The 16,048-nt window shown below is 70.3% G+C and carries 13 protein-coding genes; 8 read left to right on the top strand and 5 right to left on the bottom strand.

All coding sequences use genetic code 11. The annotated features are described in order from the left end of the window. The first annotated feature begins 159 nt into the window (after window positions 1-159). Entirely contained in the window at window positions 160-1,035 is an 876-nt protein-coding gene (locus OG332_RS24540; protein ID WP_327415506.1) for an HAD family hydrolase, read from the top strand. Window positions 1,036-1,441: 406 nt separating this feature from the next. Here OG332_RS24540 and OG332_RS24535 read toward each other — a convergent pair whose 3' ends face one another. After that, the gene (locus OG332_RS24535) at window positions 1,442-2,263 is read right to left on the bottom strand and encodes an oxidoreductase (protein WP_327415505.1); all 822 of its coding nucleotides are present in this window, start codon (window positions 2,261-2,263) and stop codon (window positions 1,442-1,444) included. A 109-nt stretch (window positions 2,264-2,372) separates the two neighbouring features. On the opposite strand from OG332_RS24535, the gene OG332_RS24530 reads away from it, so the two are divergent. Further along, on the top strand, window positions 2,373-3,413 hold the full coding sequence (locus tag OG332_RS24530; RefSeq protein WP_327415504.1) for an ATP-binding protein: 1,041 nt from the start codon (window positions 2,373-2,375) through the stop codon (window positions 3,411-3,413). Here the strand turns inward: OG332_RS24530 and OG332_RS24525 are convergent. Continuing rightward, entirely contained in the window at window positions 3,367-4,671 is a 1,305-nt protein-coding gene (locus tag OG332_RS24525; protein WP_327415503.1) for a hypothetical protein, read from the bottom strand. The genes OG332_RS24530 and OG332_RS24525 overlap by 47 nt on opposite strands. Window positions 4,672-4,907: 236 nt before the next feature. Between OG332_RS24525 and OG332_RS24520 the strand changes: the two genes are divergently transcribed. The 6 genes from OG332_RS24520 to OG332_RS24495 all read left to right on the top strand — a co-directional run bounded on the left by OG332_RS24520 (window position 4,908) and on the right by OG332_RS24495 (window position 13,093). Beyond that, window positions 4,908-7,325, top strand: coding sequence for a SulP family inorganic anion transporter (locus OG332_RS24520; protein ID WP_327415502.1), 2,418 nt, complete (start codon window positions 4,908-4,910; stop codon window positions 7,323-7,325). A 238-nt stretch (window positions 7,326-7,563) separates the two neighbouring features. After that, window positions 7,564-9,564 (top strand): acetate--CoA ligase, encoded by a 2,001-nt coding sequence (gene acs / locus OG332_RS24515; protein ID WP_327415501.1) that lies wholly within the window; start codon window positions 7,564-7,566, stop codon window positions 9,562-9,564. A gap of 231 nt (window positions 9,565-9,795) precedes the next feature. Further along, complete coding sequence (gene nhaA / locus OG332_RS24510; protein WP_327415500.1) at window positions 9,796-11,229, top strand: Na+/H+ antiporter NhaA; 1,434 nt, start codon at window positions 9,796-9,798, stop codon at window positions 11,227-11,229. Between the two features lie 55 nt (window positions 11,230-11,284). Then, window positions 11,285-11,743, top strand: coding sequence for a phage holin family protein (locus tag OG332_RS24505; protein ID WP_327415499.1), 459 nt, complete (start codon window positions 11,285-11,287; stop codon window positions 11,741-11,743). Next, the gene (locus tag OG332_RS24500; RefSeq protein WP_327415498.1) at window positions 11,740-12,699 is read left to right on the top strand and encodes an alpha/beta fold hydrolase; all 960 of its coding nucleotides are present in this window, start codon (window positions 11,740-11,742) and stop codon (window positions 12,697-12,699) included. The genes OG332_RS24505 and OG332_RS24500 overlap by 4 nt, the downstream gene beginning before the upstream one ends. Window positions 12,700-12,919: 220 nt before the next feature. Beyond that, a complete protein-coding gene (locus OG332_RS24495) occupies window positions 12,920-13,093 on the top strand; it encodes a hypothetical protein (RefSeq protein WP_327415497.1) in 174 nt (57 codons plus the stop codon). A 21-nt stretch (window positions 13,094-13,114) separates the two neighbouring features. Here OG332_RS24495 and OG332_RS24490 read toward each other — a convergent pair whose 3' ends face one another. The 3 genes from OG332_RS24490 to nth all read right to left on the bottom strand — a co-directional run bounded on the left by OG332_RS24490 (window position 13,115) and on the right by nth (window position 16,023). Then, window positions 13,115-14,317: a MarP family serine protease gene (locus OG332_RS24490; protein WP_327415496.1), complete on the bottom strand. Its 1,203-nt coding sequence runs from the start codon at window positions 14,315-14,317 to the stop codon at window positions 13,115-13,117. 13 nt (window positions 14,318-14,330) lie between these two features. After that, window positions 14,331-15,065: an NUDIX hydrolase gene (locus tag OG332_RS24485; RefSeq protein WP_442816198.1), complete on the bottom strand. Its 735-nt coding sequence runs from the start codon at window positions 15,063-15,065 to the stop codon at window positions 14,331-14,333. 91 nt (window positions 15,066-15,156) lie between these two features. Next, window positions 15,157-16,023, bottom strand: a complete 867-nt coding sequence (nth, locus tag OG332_RS24480) for an endonuclease III (RefSeq protein WP_442816197.1) — start codon at window positions 16,021-16,023, stop codon at window positions 15,157-15,159. Window positions 16,024-16,048: the final 25 nt, after the last annotated feature.

Raw genomic sequence — 16,048 nt, 5'->3', positions numbered from 1 at the left:
ACGACCCCCGCCGGGGGGGAGAGCGGGGGTCGTCCCCACGGTCCGACTCGGGGGGGGGGAGGAGCCAGACCGGGTTAGCACGGTCGCGAACGATCCGTGACTTCCATGGTGTACCCGAGAGCCTTCTCAGGCAAACCCACGCGCCACACCTTACGCCGAATGGTGGGCGCATATGCTCGGGGCGTGGAAAATCAGCCCTTGCCGCGCTCCTCGCCTCGCACCGCAGCCTTCTTCGACCTGGACAAGACGGTCATTGCGAAGTCGAGCACCCTGACGTTCAGCAAGTCCTTCTACCAAGGCGGCCTGATCAACCGGCGAGCCGTGTTGCGCACCGCGTACACGCAGTTCATCTTCCTGGCCGGCGGCGCCGACCACGATCAGATGGAACGGATGCGGGAGTACCTGTCCGGCCTCTGCAAGGGGTGGAACGTGCAGCAGGTGCGGGAGATCGTCGCGGAGACCCTGCACGACCTCATCGACCCGATCATCTACGACGAGGCCGCCTCACTGATCGAGGCCCACCACACGGCAGGCCGCGACGTGGTGATCGTGTCGACCTCCGGCGCGGAAGTCGTCGAGCCCATCGGAGAGATGCTCGGCGCGGACCGGGTCGTCGCCACGCGCATGGTCGTGGGCGAGGACGGCTGCTTCACCGGCGAGATCGAGTACTACGCCTACGGGCCCACCAAGGCGGAAGCGGTCCGCGAGCTCGCGGAGTCCGAGGGGTACGACCTCGCCCGGTGCTACGCCTACAGCGACTCGGCCACCGACATCCCGATGCTGGAGGCCGTGGGACACCCGCACGCGGTCAATCCCGACCGGGCGCTGCGGCGGGAAGCGGTGGCCCGCGAGTGGCCGGTCCTGGTGTTCAACCGGCCCGTGCGGCTCAAGCAGCGGCTCCCCGGGCTGTCGATGCCGGCGCGCCCGGCCCTGGTCGCAGCGGCCGCCGTGGGCGCGGCAGCCGCCACAGCCGGGCTGGTCTGGTACGCGAGCCGCCGCCGGGCCAGCGCGCTGGCCGCCGCCAGGTCTGCCTGATTTTCCTGACCTGCGCGGATGCGGGCTGTCCGGTTCACCCGAACTCGTCCCGGAAAGTAAAAAGTGGAGCCAGGGGTTTCGCATGGCACCGAAGCGGAGTACAAATAAAGCAACGGCCCGCGAGACCAAAGAACATCCGAGAGGATCATCTTTAAAACGCAGTAAGGCCCACGGACCGAAGCATGAGCGCCGAGCACCCACGCGACGTCGACCCGTCGATTACGGGCCAGCCGCACCAGGTAACGGGCAAAGTCCCCGACCTGATGGGCAAATATCGAGGACGCTTGGTAACTGGGCGTAAGTGCCAGCGGCGACACCAAAGCAGTACGGTGTCGCCGCAACCCACGTCCGGGGACGATCCGAACCCCCCGGCCACCCGCGTCCGCCCCGGCCTTCCGCCCCCGGGTCAGGCCGCGCCGCGCTGCAGGGCCTCACAGACCGCCGTCGACTCGCGCACCCCGAGTTCGATCGCCCGCCCGCAGTGGGCGATCCAGGCGGACATCCCCTCCGCGGCGCCGGAGACGTAGCCCTCGAAGGCGGCCAGGTATGCCTCGCGCCCCTGCTCCGCGTGGCCGACCTCCGCCGGGCAGATCGCCTTCGGGTCCAGACCGCTGTTGATCAGGACGATGCGCTCGGCCGCCCGCGCGACCAGCCCGTTGTACGAGGCGAAGGGGCGCAGTGCCAGCAGTTCGCCGTGCACCACCGCCGCCGTGACCAGGGCCGGGGCGGATCCGCCCGCGATGATCAGTCGGGACAGGCCGTCCAGCCGGCCCGCGACCTCCACGGCGCTCGGCAGCGGGAGGTCCACCAGGGGCTCCACCACCTGCTCGCCCGCCAGGCGGGGGCGGCCGACCACGTCCCCCTCGGCCGTCGACCCCGACGCCACCAGGTGCAGCCGCGCGAGGACCCGCAGCGGCGACTGGCGCCAGATGCTCAGCAGCTGCCCGGCCTCCGCGGTGAGCCGCAGGGCCGCGCCCACAGTGAGCGCCTCCGGCTCCGACCCGAAGTCGGTGCGGCGGCGCACCTCCTCCAGCGCCCAGTCCACACCGGACAGCGCCGCGCTTCCGCGGGCTCCGCGCAGGGCGGCCTCCGAGGTGATCTCACCGCTGCGGCGGCGCATCACCCGGTGCCCGTAGACCCGGTCCACGGCCTTGCGTACGGAATCCACGGACTCGGCGACACCCGGAAGCCCGGTCAGGGCGACCAACGGGTCAGAAGCGCTACTCATAAGTAGGGAGCCTACGCACTGCGCACCCATAGCACCGACCCCTCCTTGGAGTGGTCTTCTTCACTCACCTTGACAACAGTGTGCAACCGATCCACTACACTTGGTGAACATGAAGATCGCTTTCGTGGGAAAGGGCGGCAGCGGCAAGACGACGCTGTCCTCCCTCTTCATCCGCCACCTCGCCGCCAATGAGGCCCCCGTCGTCGCGGTGGACGCCGACATCAACCAGCACCTGGGCGCCGCGCTCGGACTCGGCGAGGACGAGGCCGCCGGACTGCCCGCCCTGGGCGCGCACCTGCCCCTGATCAAGGAGTACCTGCGGGGCTCCAACCCGCGCATCGCGTCCGCCGACACGATGATCAAGACCACGCCGCCCGGCCGGGGCTCGCGCCTGCTGCGGGTCACCGAGGACAACCCGGTGTACGAGGCCTGCGCGCGCACGCTCCTGCTGGACGGGGAACCCGTACGGCTCATGGCCACCGGGCCGTTCACCGAGGCCGACCTGGGTGTGGCCTGCTACCACTCCAAGGTCGGGGCGGTCGAGCTGTGCCTCAACCACCTGGTCGACGGCCCGGACGAGTACGTGGTCGTCGACATGACGGCCGGCTCCGACTCCTTCGCCTCGGGCATGTTCACCCGCTTCGACATGACCTTCCTGGTGGCCGAGCCGACCCGCAAGGGCATCTCCGTCTACCGCCAGTACAAGGAGTACGCGCGGGACTTCGGGGTCGCACTGAAGGTCGTCGGCAACAAGGTGCAGGGCCCCGAGGACATCGAGTTCCTCCAGGACGAGGTGGGCGAGGACCTGCTGGTCACCGTCGGGCACTCCGACTGGGTACGGGCGATGGAGAAGGGCCGCCCGGCCGCCTTCGAACTGCTGGAGGCGACCAACCGGTTCGCGCTCCAGGCGCTCCAGGACGCCGCCGACGACTCGTACGCGCACCGCGACTGGGACCGGTACACCGAGCAGATGGTGCGATTCCACCTCAAGAACGCGGAGAGCTGGGGCAACGCCAAGACCGGGGTCGACCTGGCGGACCAGATCGACCCCGGTTTCACCCTGCGCGAGGGCGTCGCGAGCACCGCCGGAGGCGAGTCCTTCGTCAGCCCTCGTCCGCACTCTCATCAGCCGGCTCCGCAGCCGGCTTGACGCCCGCGGGGGCCGCCGGCGCCGGCGGCGGCCCCGCGGTCAGGAACTTCGCCCAGCCCTGCTTCGGCGCCTCGCCGACGTCGAGGGTGCGCATCCACTCCAGGGCCCTCGGGTCCTGGGCGTCCAGCCAGTCCACCAGCTCGCGGAACGGCACGCAGCGGACCTCCGGCTTGGTGCACATGGTCTTGATGGACTCCTCGACGGCGCGCATGTAGGTGCCGCCGTTCCAGGACTCGAAGTGGTTGCCGATGATCAGCGGCGCACGGTTGCCCTGGTAGACGCGGTCGAAGGCCTCCCGCAGGCCGTCGCGCATCTGGTCGCCCCAGTACGCGTGCTGCGAGGGGTCTCCCTGCGAGGTCGTCCCGGACTGGTTGACCATGTAGTTGTAGTCCATGCTCAGGGTGTCGAAGGCGCGGCCCGGCATGGGCACCAGCTGGAGCGGGACGTCCCAGAGTCCGTCCGTCTTCTTGGGCCAGATCTGCTTGCTGATGCCGCTGGAGTCGTAGCGGAAGCCCATGTCCTTCGCCGCCAGCATGAAGTTCTTCTGGCCTTCGAGGCAGGGGGTGCGGGCGCCGATGAGCTCCTTTTCGTAGTCGAAGGGGAGCGCCTCCATGGTCTTCAGGCCCGCGTTGGTCTTCCAGTTCTTGACGAAGGACTTGGCCTGGTTGATCTCGCTCTTCCACTCGTCAACGGACCAGGTGCCGACGCCGCCGTCCGGCCCGCAGAAGTGCCCGTTGAAGTGGGTGCCGATCTCGTTGCCCTCGAGCCATGCGGCGCGCACCTGGGTGGCGGTGTCCTTGATGCCCTGGAGGTCGCCGAAGCCGATGTCGGAGCGGCCGGGCGAGTGCTGCGGCGCGGTGTAGAGGGAACGCTTCTCCTCGGGGAGCATGTAGACGCCGCTGAGGAAATAGGTCATGCGGGCGTTGTACTGCTTGCCGACCTCGCGGAAGTGCGAGAAGAGCTTCTGGCTGTCCTCACCGGCCCCGTCCCAGGAGAACACCACGAACTGCGGGGGCTTTTCGCCGGGCTTCAGCTTCTGCGCCTTCTGCACGTTCGGCTGGGGGCCGGTGTACGCGGTCGAACCGTCGCCGATGGGCCGGTTGACGCTGCCGGGGGCTTCGGGGGCGTTGCCCTTCCGCGCGTTCGGGGCCCCCGGGCTCGGGGACTTGGCGGGTCCCGAGGCACTGCACCCGGCGACTCCCAGGACCAGCGCCGTGGCGACCAGGCCGCCGGCGATCTTCTTCGTGGCGGCGATCATCCGCCCCACCTCTCCCTCGCAGTTCCATCGCAGGACTTCCGTTCCGCAACGTCCCACGCGGTCAACTTTGAAGAAGGTATGACAAGCCGGACAAAATGCTTAATCACTCTTGAGTGCTAATTCATGGGCCATTTGCCCGAATTATTCACCGCTTGCCTTTACTCTCCATTACCATCCATTTACCGAGTGTTGAGACTCCCGCCGCTTCATCCCTCCCCCAGAGGAGACGGGAACCTATGACAGCCACCTCCCCCATGCGCACGACCGAACAGATCCGCAAAGATCTCCCCGCGGACCTCTCCGCCTCCATCGCCGTCTTTCTGATCGCCCTGCCGCTCTCGCTCGGCATCGCTCTGGCCACCGGCGCCCCGCTCCAGGCCGGGCTGGTCGCCGCGGCGGCCGGCGGGATCGTCGCCGGGCGGCTCGGCGGCGCCCCGCTCCAGGTCAGCGGCCCCGCCGCCGGACTCACCGTGGTCACCGCCGAGTTGATCCAGCATTACGGGTGGCGCACCACATGTGCCATCACCGTGCTCGCCGGCCTCTGCCAGCTCGGCCTCGCCGCACTGCGCACCGCCCGGTCGGCACTCATGGTCAGCCCGGCCATCGTGCACGGCATGCTCGCCGGCATCGGCGTGACCATCGCCCTGGCCCAGCTGCACATCGTGCTCGGCGGCACACCGCAGAGCTCCGCCGTCGCCAACGTCCAGGGCCTGCCCGGCCAGTTGGCAGACCTGCACCCGGTCGCACTCGGGGTCAGCGTGCTGACCCTGATCGTCCTGCTCAGCTGGCCGCGGCTGCCCGGGCGGGCGGGCCGGGCCCTGCGCAGGGTGCCGGCAGCGCTCGCCGCCGTCGCCACGGCCACCGTCTTCGCCGCGCTGGCCGGACTCAGCCTGCCCCGGGTGGACCTGCCGTCCTGGAGCAGCCACGCCCTGCCCGAGCTGCCCGAGGGGCCAGTCCTCGGGATCATCGCGGCCGTACTGACCATCACCCTGGTCGGCAGCGTCGAGTCCCTGCTCTCCGCGGTCGCGACCGACAAGCTGATCGCGTCCGAGCGGCGTACGGGGTACCGCCCGCCGCGCGCGGACCTCAACCGGGAACTGCGGGGGCAGGGCGCGGCGAACATCGTCTCCGGGGCCCTGGGCGGACTGCCCATCACGGGCGTGGCCGTCCGCAGCGTGGCGAACGTCAAGTCCGGTGCGGTCAGCCGTAAATCGGCCATGATGCACGGGTTCTGGGTGCTGCTCGCGGCCGGGCTGCTGGTCCCGGTCCTCGACCTGATCCCGCTGGCCGCACTGGCCGCACTGGTGATGGCCGTGGGCGTGCAGATGGTCAGCATCACCCACCTGCGCAGCGTCACCCGGCACCGGGAGGTCCTGGTCTACGCCACGACCATCGTGGCCGTGGTGCTCGGTGGGGTCCTGGAGGGCGTGGCCATCGGCATCGCGGTGGCCGTAGCCCTGGCCCTGCACCGGCTCGCCCGGACCCGGATCACCATGGAACGGCTGGACAGCGGGATCCACCGGGTACGGGCGCGCGGGCAGTTGACCTTCCTCGCGGTGCCGCGGCTGAGCCGGGTGCTGAACCAGATTCCGCACGACGGGCACGCGGTGATCGAGCTGGACGGCTCCTTCATGGACCACGCGGCCTACGAGACGCTGCACGACTGGCAGGAGTCCCACCTGGCGCACGGCGGCTCGTTGGAGGTCACCGGCCGCTCCGGCTCGGCGATCCGGACCTCCGGCGACGCCGACCCGGCCGATGGCATCGGTCCGGCCGCGGACGGGATCCACGCGGCCCACGGCGCCGACCGCTCCCGGCGCGCGGCCCAGCGCGGGGTGCACCAGTGCTGCCGGCCCTGGACCCCCTGGCAGAACCACTGCGACCACCGCCCCACGGGGACCCGTACGCCGACGGCCGCGGCCAGGGCGGCAGCGGCCGCCGGGACCGCCGCGGCCGAAACCGCCACGCCGCCCCCCCGGCGGCGCGGCGCCGGCCAACTGGCCAGCGGGATCAGCGCCTTCCAACGCGACACCGCCCCCCACGTACGGGACGAGCTGGCCCGGCTGGCCCGCGAGGGGCAGCGGCCCTCGCAGCTCTTCCTCACCTGCGCGGACTCCCGCCTGGTGACCAGCATGATCACGGCCAGCGGCCCGGGCGACCTGTTCACGGTCCGCAACGTCGGCAATCTGGTCCCGCTGCCCGGCGCGGAATCCACGGACGACTCCGTGGCGGCGGCGATCGAGTACGCCGTGGACGTGCTGAAGGTGGACAGCATCACCGTGTGCGGGCACTCGGGCTGCGGAGCCATGCAGGCCCTGCTCAGCTCCCCGCCCGGGGTTCCGATGACCCCGCTGCGCCGCTGGCTGCGGCACGGGCTGCCCAGCCTGGAGCGGATGGCCAGCCGCCACCACGCCTGGGCCCGGATCTCGGGCCGACTCCCGGCGGACGCGGTGGAGCAGCTGTGCCTGACCAATGTGGTCCAGCAGCTGGAGCACCTGCGAGCGCACGAATCGGTGGCCAGGCGGCTCGCCGAGGGCACCCTGGAGCTGCACGGGATGTACTTCCACGTGGGCGAGGCCCAGGCCTACCTGCTGTCCGATGGCGAGGACTTCTTCGACTGCCGCGTCTTCGACACCGTGGGCCAGCACGCCTGAACCGCGGCACACCTGAACCGCGGAACGCCTGAACCGCGGCACGCCTGCACCGCGGCACGCCTGAACTGCGGCGCCCGTGAACCGATAGCCTCCCGTATCCGTGCAATCGTGTGGCCTCTTCCCGCCCCCTGCAGCGGGAAGAGGCCTTCGCGCGTCGTTCACGTGCGGGCCGATTGTGATATAGGTCTAAACCAATTCTCGGCTACCCCTTGTCACCTGGGCCGCTGACTGATGAGCTATGCCCGGGGACACAACGGACACCCTGGGAAAGGGAGATGTCGTGAGCAATGAGAGCCTGGCCAATCTGCTCAAGGAGGAGCGGCGGTTCGCACCGCCTGCCGATCTGGCCGCCGCCGCCAATGTGACAGAGGCTGCGTACACACGGGCCGACGCGGACCGGCTGGGCTTCTGGGCCGAGCAGGCCCGGCGGCTGACCTGGGCCACCGAGCCGACCGAGACGCTCGACTGGACGAATCCGCCCTTCGCGAAGTGGTTCGCGGACGGCAAGCTGAACGTCGCCTACAACTGCGTGGACCGCCACGTCGAGGCCGGCAACGGCGACCGCGTCGCCATCCACTTCGAGGGCGAGCCCGGCGACAGCCGCGCGATCACCTACGCAGAGCTCAAGGACGAGGTCTCCAAGGCTGCCAACGCCCTGACCGAGCTCGGTGTCGAGGCGGGCGACCGCGTCGCCGTCTACCTGCCGATGATCCCCGAGGCGGTCGTCGCGATGCTCGCGTGCGCCCGCGTCGGCGCCGCGCACTCCGTCGTCTTCGGCGGCTTCTCCGCCGACGCCGTCGCCTCCCGCATCCAGGACGCCGACGCCAAGCTGGTCATCACCGCCGACGGCGGCTACCGACGCGGCAAGCCCAGCGCCCTGAAACCCGCCATCGACGAGGCCGTCGCCAAGTGCCCGCAGGTCGAGCACGTGCTCGTCGTGCGCCGCACCGGCCAGGACACCGCCTTCACCGAGGGCCGCGACGTGTGGTGGCACGACGTGGTTGGCCGCCAGTCCGCCGAGCACACCCCGCAGCCCTTCGACGCCGAGCACCCGCTCTTCATCCTCTACACCTCGGGCACCACGGGTAAGCCGAAGGGCATCCTGCACACCTCCGGCGGCTACCTCACGCAGGCCGCGTACACCCACCACGCGGTCTTCGACCTCAAGCCGGAGACCGACGTCTACTGGTGCACCGCCGACATCGGCTGGGTGACCGGGCACTCCTACATCGTCTACGGGCCGCTCGCGAACGGCGCCACCCAGGTGATGTACGAGGGCACGCCGGACACCCCGCACCAGGGCCGGTTCTGGGAGGTCGTGCAGAAGTACGGCGTCACCATCCTCTACACGGCGCCCACGGCCATCCGTACGTTCATGAAGTGGGGCGACGACATCCCCGCGAAGTTCGACCTGTCGAGCCTGCGCGTGCTGGGCTCGGTCGGCGAGCCGATCAACCCCGAGGCCTGGATCTGGTACCGCAAGCACATCGGCGGCGACCGCTGTCCGATCGTGGACACCTGGTGGCAGACCGAGACCGGCGCGATGATGATCTCCCCGCTGCCGGGCGTCACGGCCACCAAGCCGGGCTCCGCGCAGCGCGCGCTGCCCGGAATCTCCGCCACCGTCGTGGACGACGAGGCGCACGAGGTCCCGAACGGCGGAGGCGGCTACCTGGTCCTCACCGAGCCGTGGCCGTCGATGCTGCGCACCATCTGGGGTGACGACCAGCGGTTCATCGACACCTACTGGTCGCGCTTCGAGGGCAAGTACTTCGCCGGCGACGGTGCCAAGAAGGACAACGACGGGGACATCTGGCTGCTCGGCCGGGTGGACGACGTGATGCTGGTGTCCGGCCACAACATCTCGACCACCGAGGTCGAGTCGGCGCTCGTCTCGCACCCCTCGGTCGCCGAGGCGGCCGTGGTCGGCGCCAACGACGAGACCACCGGCCAGGCCATCGTGGCCTTCGTCATCCTGCGCGGCAGCGCGTCCGAGACCGAGAGCCTGGTCGCGGACCTGCGCAACCACGTGGGCACCACGCTCGGCCCGATCGCCAAGCCGAAGCGGATCCTGCCGGTCCAGGAGCTGCCGAAGACCCGTTCGGGCAAGATCATGCGCCGTCTGCTGCGCGACGTGGCGGAGAACCGTGCGGTCGGTGACGTCACCACGCTCGCCGACTCCTCGGTCATGGACCTGATCCAGAGCAAGCTCCCGGCCGCCGCCGGCAGCGAGGACTGACGCCGAGGCACCAGGGCGCCAAGGCATCGAACCGCCAAGGCTCACCGAAAGGGGCATCCGGCGCGACGCGCCGGGTGCCCCTTTCGCACCTAAAGTGACGATCACCGGATACGTCCTCGCGTACACCCTGTAAAATATTGAATGCATAAAGAAAGACCACAGGGTGCGCCGGGAAGTCTGGTCGGCAATGAGCTTCGCCATGCCGTCCAACCGACCCGGAGGTTTCCCCTCGTGGCAGCGCCCAGCCCCACCGACCGTCAGAGCCGCAAGCTGCTCGGCCGGCTCTCGCTGCCCGAGCGCCGCTTCGTCGCCGACGCCCTGCGCACCGAGACCGTCGGCGGCGTACTCCTGCTCGCGGCCGCCGTCGCCGCCCTGATCTGGGCGAACACCCCACCGCTGGCGGACAGCTACAAGGCGGTCCAGGAATTCCACATCGGTCCCGCCTCCCTCGGGCTGGACCTCTCGATCCAGCACTGGGCGGCCGACGGGCTCCTCGCCATCTTCTTCTTCGTCGCCGGCATTGAGCTCAAGCGCGAGCTCGTCGCGGGCGATCTGCGCGACGCCAAGGCGGCCGCCCTCCCGGTGATCGCCGCCGTCTGCGGCATGGCCGCGCCCGCACTGGTCTACATACTGGTCAACCTCCTCGGCAACGGCGCGATGGACGGCTGGGCGGTGCCGACCGCCACCGACATCGCCTTCGCGCTCGGCGTCCTCGCCGTCATCGGCACCTCCCTGCCGTCGGCCCTGCGCGCCTTCCTGCTGACCCTCGCGGTCGTCGACGACCTCTTCGCCATCGTGATCATCGCGGTGTTCTTCACCAGCGAGATCGACTTCTTGGCGCTCGGCGGCGCGCTCGTGGGCCTGGCCCTCTTCTGGTTCCTGCTGCGCCGGGGCGTTCACGGCTGGTACATCTACGTCCCGCTCGCGCTGGTCATCTGGGGCCTGATGTACAACAGCGGCGTCCACTCCACCATCGCCGGCGTCGCCATGGGCCTGATGCTCCGCTGCACCCGCAGGGAGGGCGAGGAGCACTCCCCCGGCGAGCACATCGAACACCTGGTCCGGCCCATCTCGGCCGGTCTCGCCGTGCCCCTCTTCGCGCTGTTCTCCGCCGGGGTCTCGCTCTCCGACGAGGCCATCGCTCAGGTGTTCACCCGGCCCGAGACCCTCGGCGTGGTCCTCGGCCTCGTCGTCGGCAAGACCGTGGGCATCTTCGGCGGCACCTGGCTGGCCGCCCGCTTCACCAAGGCCGAACTGAACGAGGACCTCGCCTGGCCCGACGTGCTCGCCGTGGCCTCGCTCGCCGGCATCGGCTTCACCGTCTCCCTCCTGATCGGCGAGCTCGCCTTCACCGACGACCCGGTCCTCACCGACGAGGTCAAGGCGGCCGTGCTGATCGGCTCGCTCATCGCCGCCGTGATCGCGTGCATCATGCTCAAGCTCCGCAACCGCAAGTACGAGGCGCTCACCGACGCCGAGAACCGCGACGAGGACCAGGACGGCATCCCGGACATCTACGAGGAGGACAAGCCCGAGTACCACCTGCGGATGGCCAAGATCTACGAAGACAGGGCCGCGGAGCACCGTCGCAGGGCCGAGAGCGCGGCTGCCGCGGCGCTCCAAAGCGCGGCCGGGTCCACCACCGAGGGCGACCGTCCGGCATGATCTGACTGACGACGCAGGACAGCCGCACGGCAGCAGACGACAGAGGGAGAGAGCGATGAGCGCAGTGGACCAAGAGGCGCAGGGAGCCGAGCGCACACTCGGCCAGCTGGTCGCCTCGGCCACCGCCGAGATGTCCGCCCTGGTTCACGACGAGATCGCCCTCGCCAAGGCGGAGATCCGCGAGGACGTCAAGCGCGTGGGCAGCGGCTCCGCCTCCCTCGCCGCCGCAGGTATGCTCGCGGTCTTCTCGCTTCCGGCCCTGACCTTCGCCGCCGCGTACGGGATCCACAACCTCGGGCTCGGGCTCGCCTGGTCCTTCCTCATCGTCGGCAGTGCGTTCCTGCTCATCGCGGGTGTGCTGGTGCTGATCGCGGTGCGGAAGTTCAAGAAGATCACGCCGCCGGAGAGGTCCATCGCCTCCGTCAAGCAGACCGCCGCACTGGTCGGGACCGTCAAGCCGCACCCGCGGCCGGTGAGTGACAACGTTGTGGGTGTGGCACGCTCGTCCTCATGACAGCGCCCACCCCGGATTCCAGCATTCCCCCCACGGCTGCCACGGCGGTACGGCTCGACCTCCCCGGCGGGCAGGCGGTGACGCACCGGGACGTCGCCGCGAACGGCGCCCGCTTCCACGTCGCCGAACTCGGCGACGGGCCGCTGGTGCTGCTGCTCCACGGGTTCCCGCAGTTCTGGTGGACCTGGCGGCACCAGCTGACCGCGCTCGCCGACGCCGGGTACCGGGCGGTCGCGATGGACCTGCGCGGAGTGGGCGGCAGCGACCGCACCCCGCGCGGCTACGACCCGGCCAATCTGGCCCTCGACATCACCGGGGTCGTACGGTCGCTCGGCGAGCCGGACGCAGCCCTCGTCGGGCACGACCTGGGCGGGTACCTCGCCTGGACGGCGGCCGTGATGCGGCCCAAGCTGGTGCGCCGGCTCGTCGTCTCCTCCATGCCGCACCCGCGCCGCTGGCGTTCGGCGATGCTGTCGGACTTCGGGCAGACGCGGGCCAGTTCGCACATCTGGGGCTTCCAGCGGCCGTTCGTGCCGGAGCGTCAACTCGTCGCCGACGGCGGGGCCCTCGTAGGGGACCTGATCCGGGACTGGTCGGGGCCGCGGCCGCCCGAGGAGGAGGACCTCGCCGTGTACCGGCGGGCCATGTGCATCCCGTCCACCGCGCACTGCTCGATCGAGCCGTACCGCTGGATGATGCGGTCGATGGCGCGGCCCGACGGGCTGCAGTTCAACCGGCGGATGAAGCGGCCGCTGCGGGTGCCGACACTGCATCTGCACGGATCGCTCGACCCGGTGATGCGGACGCGCAGTGCGGCCGGGTCCGGGGAGTACGTCGAAGCCCCGTACCGGTGGCGGCTGTTCGACGGGCTCGGACACTTCCCGCACGAGGAGGACCCCGTGGCCTTCTCGACGGAGCTGGTGAACTGGCTCAAGGATCCCGAGCCGGACCGCTGAGCCGGACCTCCGCGCCGCCCTCCGGCCGCCCCCCTCAGGTCCTGCGCCAGGGTCTCGGTCCGGACCTCCGGTCGGACCTCCGGTCGGACCCGACCACCCTGTGAAAGTCGGACAGTTCGCTCACATGCTCGTCTTACGAGCATTCAATTGCCTGGCGCATAGGCCAATTGGCCGCCCCTGACGGGGTTACCGACCTTGGGGCACGGGCACAGCTCGGAGTATGAGCTGGACGCACGACTACGGTGACACCGCGCACAAACACCGCTCGGCGGCTACGCCGAGCACCCACGAGAGGGCCGGCCGCCACGGCCACGACCTCCGCCTCGGGATTCCGCGCATCCTGCGCCGCCGGGCCCGCTGGGTCTCGGCGCGCCTGCGCCATCCACGGACGTAGGAGCCCGGCGGGGGCGGTGCCTCAGAGGGCGCACCCCTGGCTGTGGACCCGCCGGTCGGCGACCTTGCCGTTCTGGATGTCGTCGCGGATCTCGTCCACCGTCAGCGCGTAGCCGGTGTTCGGGTCGTCGAGGGACTTCGCGAAGACGACCCCGTACACCTTGCCTTCGGGGGTCAGCAGCGGGCCGCCGGAGTTGCCCTGGCGGACGGTCGCGAACAGCGAGTAGACGTCCCGTCGGACAGTACCGCGGTGGTAGATGTCCGGTCCGTTGGCATTGATCCGGCCGCGGACGCGGGCGGCGCGGACGTCGTACGCGCCGTTCTCCGGGAAGCCGGCGACGATCGCGTCGCTGCCGCTCGTCGCGTCCTTGTCGGTGAACTCCAGCGCCGGCGCCTTCAGCTTGGGCACGTCCAGTACGGCGATGTCGCGCTCCCAGTCGTAGAGCACGACCTTGCCGTCGTAGAGCTTGCCCTCGCCGCCGATCTGGACGGTCGGCTCGCCGACCCCGCCGACGACGTGCGCGTTGGTCATCACCTTGCCGGGCGCGAAGACGAAGCCCGTGCCCTCCAGCACCTTGCTGCAGCTGGGCGCGGTGCCGACGACCTTCACGATCGAGCGCTTGGCCTGCTCGGCGACGGGGCTGATCGCGAGCGCCGGATCGGGTGCCCTGACCTCGGTGATCGGCTCGTTGGAGAACGGGGTGAACACCTGCGGGAAGCCGTTGCGCGCGAGGGTGGAGCTGAAGTCCATGAACCAGGTGTTCGCCTGGTCGGGCAGCACCCGCGACACGCCGAGGAGCACCTTGGAGTTGCGGACCTCCTTGCCCAGGGTGGGCAGGGATGTCCCGGCGAGCAGCAGTCCGATCAGCCAGGCCACCAGCAGCATCGCGACCACGTTGACCAGGGCGCCGCCGGTCGCGTCGAGGGCGCGCGCCGGTGACCAGGTGATCTGGCGGCGGACCCGGTTGCCGAGGTGGGTGGTCAGGGCCTGGCCGATCGAGGCGCAGACGATGATCACGACGACGGCGATGACGACGACGGTGGTGGACACCTGGGTGCCGTTGTCCGTCACCCGGTCCCAGACCAGCGGGATCAGGGACACGGCGATGAGGCCACCGCCGAGGAATCCGATCACCGACAGGATGCCGACGACGAACCCCTGGCGGTAGCCGACGATCGCGAACCACACGGCGGCGAGCAGCAACAGGATGTCCAGCACGTTCACGTGGGCCACCGTCTCATGCGCGCCAGTCGAGCGGGACCTGGCGCGTGCGGTCCCAGGGGCGCTCCCAGCCAGCGAAGTGCAGGATGCGGTCGATCACTCCGGCGGTGAAACCCCAGACCAGAGCCGATTCGACGGTGAATCCCGGCCCTTGGTGGCCGGCCGGGTGGACGGCCATGACCCGGTGTTCGGGATCCGTGAGATCTGCCACGGGGACCGTGAAGACCCGGGCCGTCTCGGCCGGGTCCACGGCGCCGACCGGGCTGGGGGCGCGCCACCAGCCGAGGACCGGGGTCACGACGAACTCGCTGACCGGGATGTAGAGCCGGGGCAGCACACCGAAGAGCTGGACGCCGGAAGGATCGAGTCCGGTTTCCTCCTCGGCCTCGCGCAGCGCGGCGCGGAGCGGGCCGGTGGTGTGCGGATCTCCGTCCTCCGGATCCAGCGCACCACCGGGGAAGGACGGCTGCCCCGCGTGCGAGCGCAGGGTGCCGGCGCGCTCCATGAGGAGCAGCTCGGGGCCGCGGGGGCCCTCCCCGAAGAGGACGAGCACGGCGGACTGCCGCCCGCGGCCGTCCTCGGGCGGCAGGAACCGGCTCAGCTGCCGCGGCTGCACGTTCCGGGCGGCCTCGACGACGGGGTCGAGCCAGGCGGGCAGGCCGTGCGTGCTGAGCGCGATGCCGTCGCCCTCGCGGGCTCCCGCCGCAGTCTCGTCCCGTGTACCGCTACCGCTACCGCGCGTCATAGGCATCCCCGTCCGTGATCTCCCACACCGCCAAACGCAGTGCGGGTACCGATTGGTTCCTCAGGTGCAGCGCCACTGCAGGTCCGCCCGGGACCGCTCAGGACGGCGCCGGAGCACCCCCCAGCGGCAGCGCGGGGAGGCCCGGGTAGTCCGGGGGCGGGGTCAGCCGCTGGCCCGGCTGGCCGCCCTTCTCGTACTTGAGCAGCTTCGCCGCCTTCTCCGGGTCCGTCTCGCCCTCCCCGTACGCCGGGCAGAGCGGGGCGATCGGGCAGGCCCCGCAGGCCGGCCGCTGCGCGTGGCAGATCCGGCGGCCGTGGAAGACGACGCGGTGCGAGAGCATCGTCCACTCGCTCTTCGGGAAGATCGCGCAGATCTCGGCCTCGACCTTCTCCGGGTCCTGCTGCCCGGTCCACTTCCAGCGGCGCACCAGTCGGCCGAAGTGGGTGTCGACGGTGATCCCGGGGACGCCGAACGCGTTGCCGAGGACCACGTTCGCGGTCTTGCGGCCCACTCCGGGCAGGGTCACCAGGTCTTCGAGCCGGCCCGGCACCTCCCCGCCGAAGTCGTCCCGCAGAGCCTGCGAGAGGCCGAGCAGGGACTTGGCCTTCATCCGGAAGAACCCGGTCGGCCGGATCAGCTCCTCCAGGTGCTCGGGAGCGGCCGCGGCCATGTCCTCGGGCGTCGGGTAGGCGGCGAACAGGGCCGGGGTCGTCTGGTTCACCCGCAGGTCGGTCGTCTGCGCGGAGAGCACCGTCGCGACGAGCAGTTCGAAGGGATTGCGGAAGTCGAGCTCCGGATGGGCGTATGGATAGATCTCGGCCAGCTCACGGTTGATGCGCCGCGCCCTGCGCACCATGGCCAGCCGCGATTCCGGCTTGGCCGCCTTCGATTTCTTGGCCGAAACTTTGCCCTGAGGGGTGGCCGCCGCCCCCGCGGACGCGTTCACTGGGGCATGTTCGCCCACGGCTGAATTTTGGGGCGCCGTCACT

The sequence above is a fragment of the Streptomyces sp. NBC_01233 genome (assembly GCF_035989305.1).
GTDB lineage: Bacteria > Actinomycetota > Actinomycetes > Streptomycetales > Streptomycetaceae > Streptomyces.
This window is presented reverse-complemented; position numbering and strand designations above follow the sequence as displayed.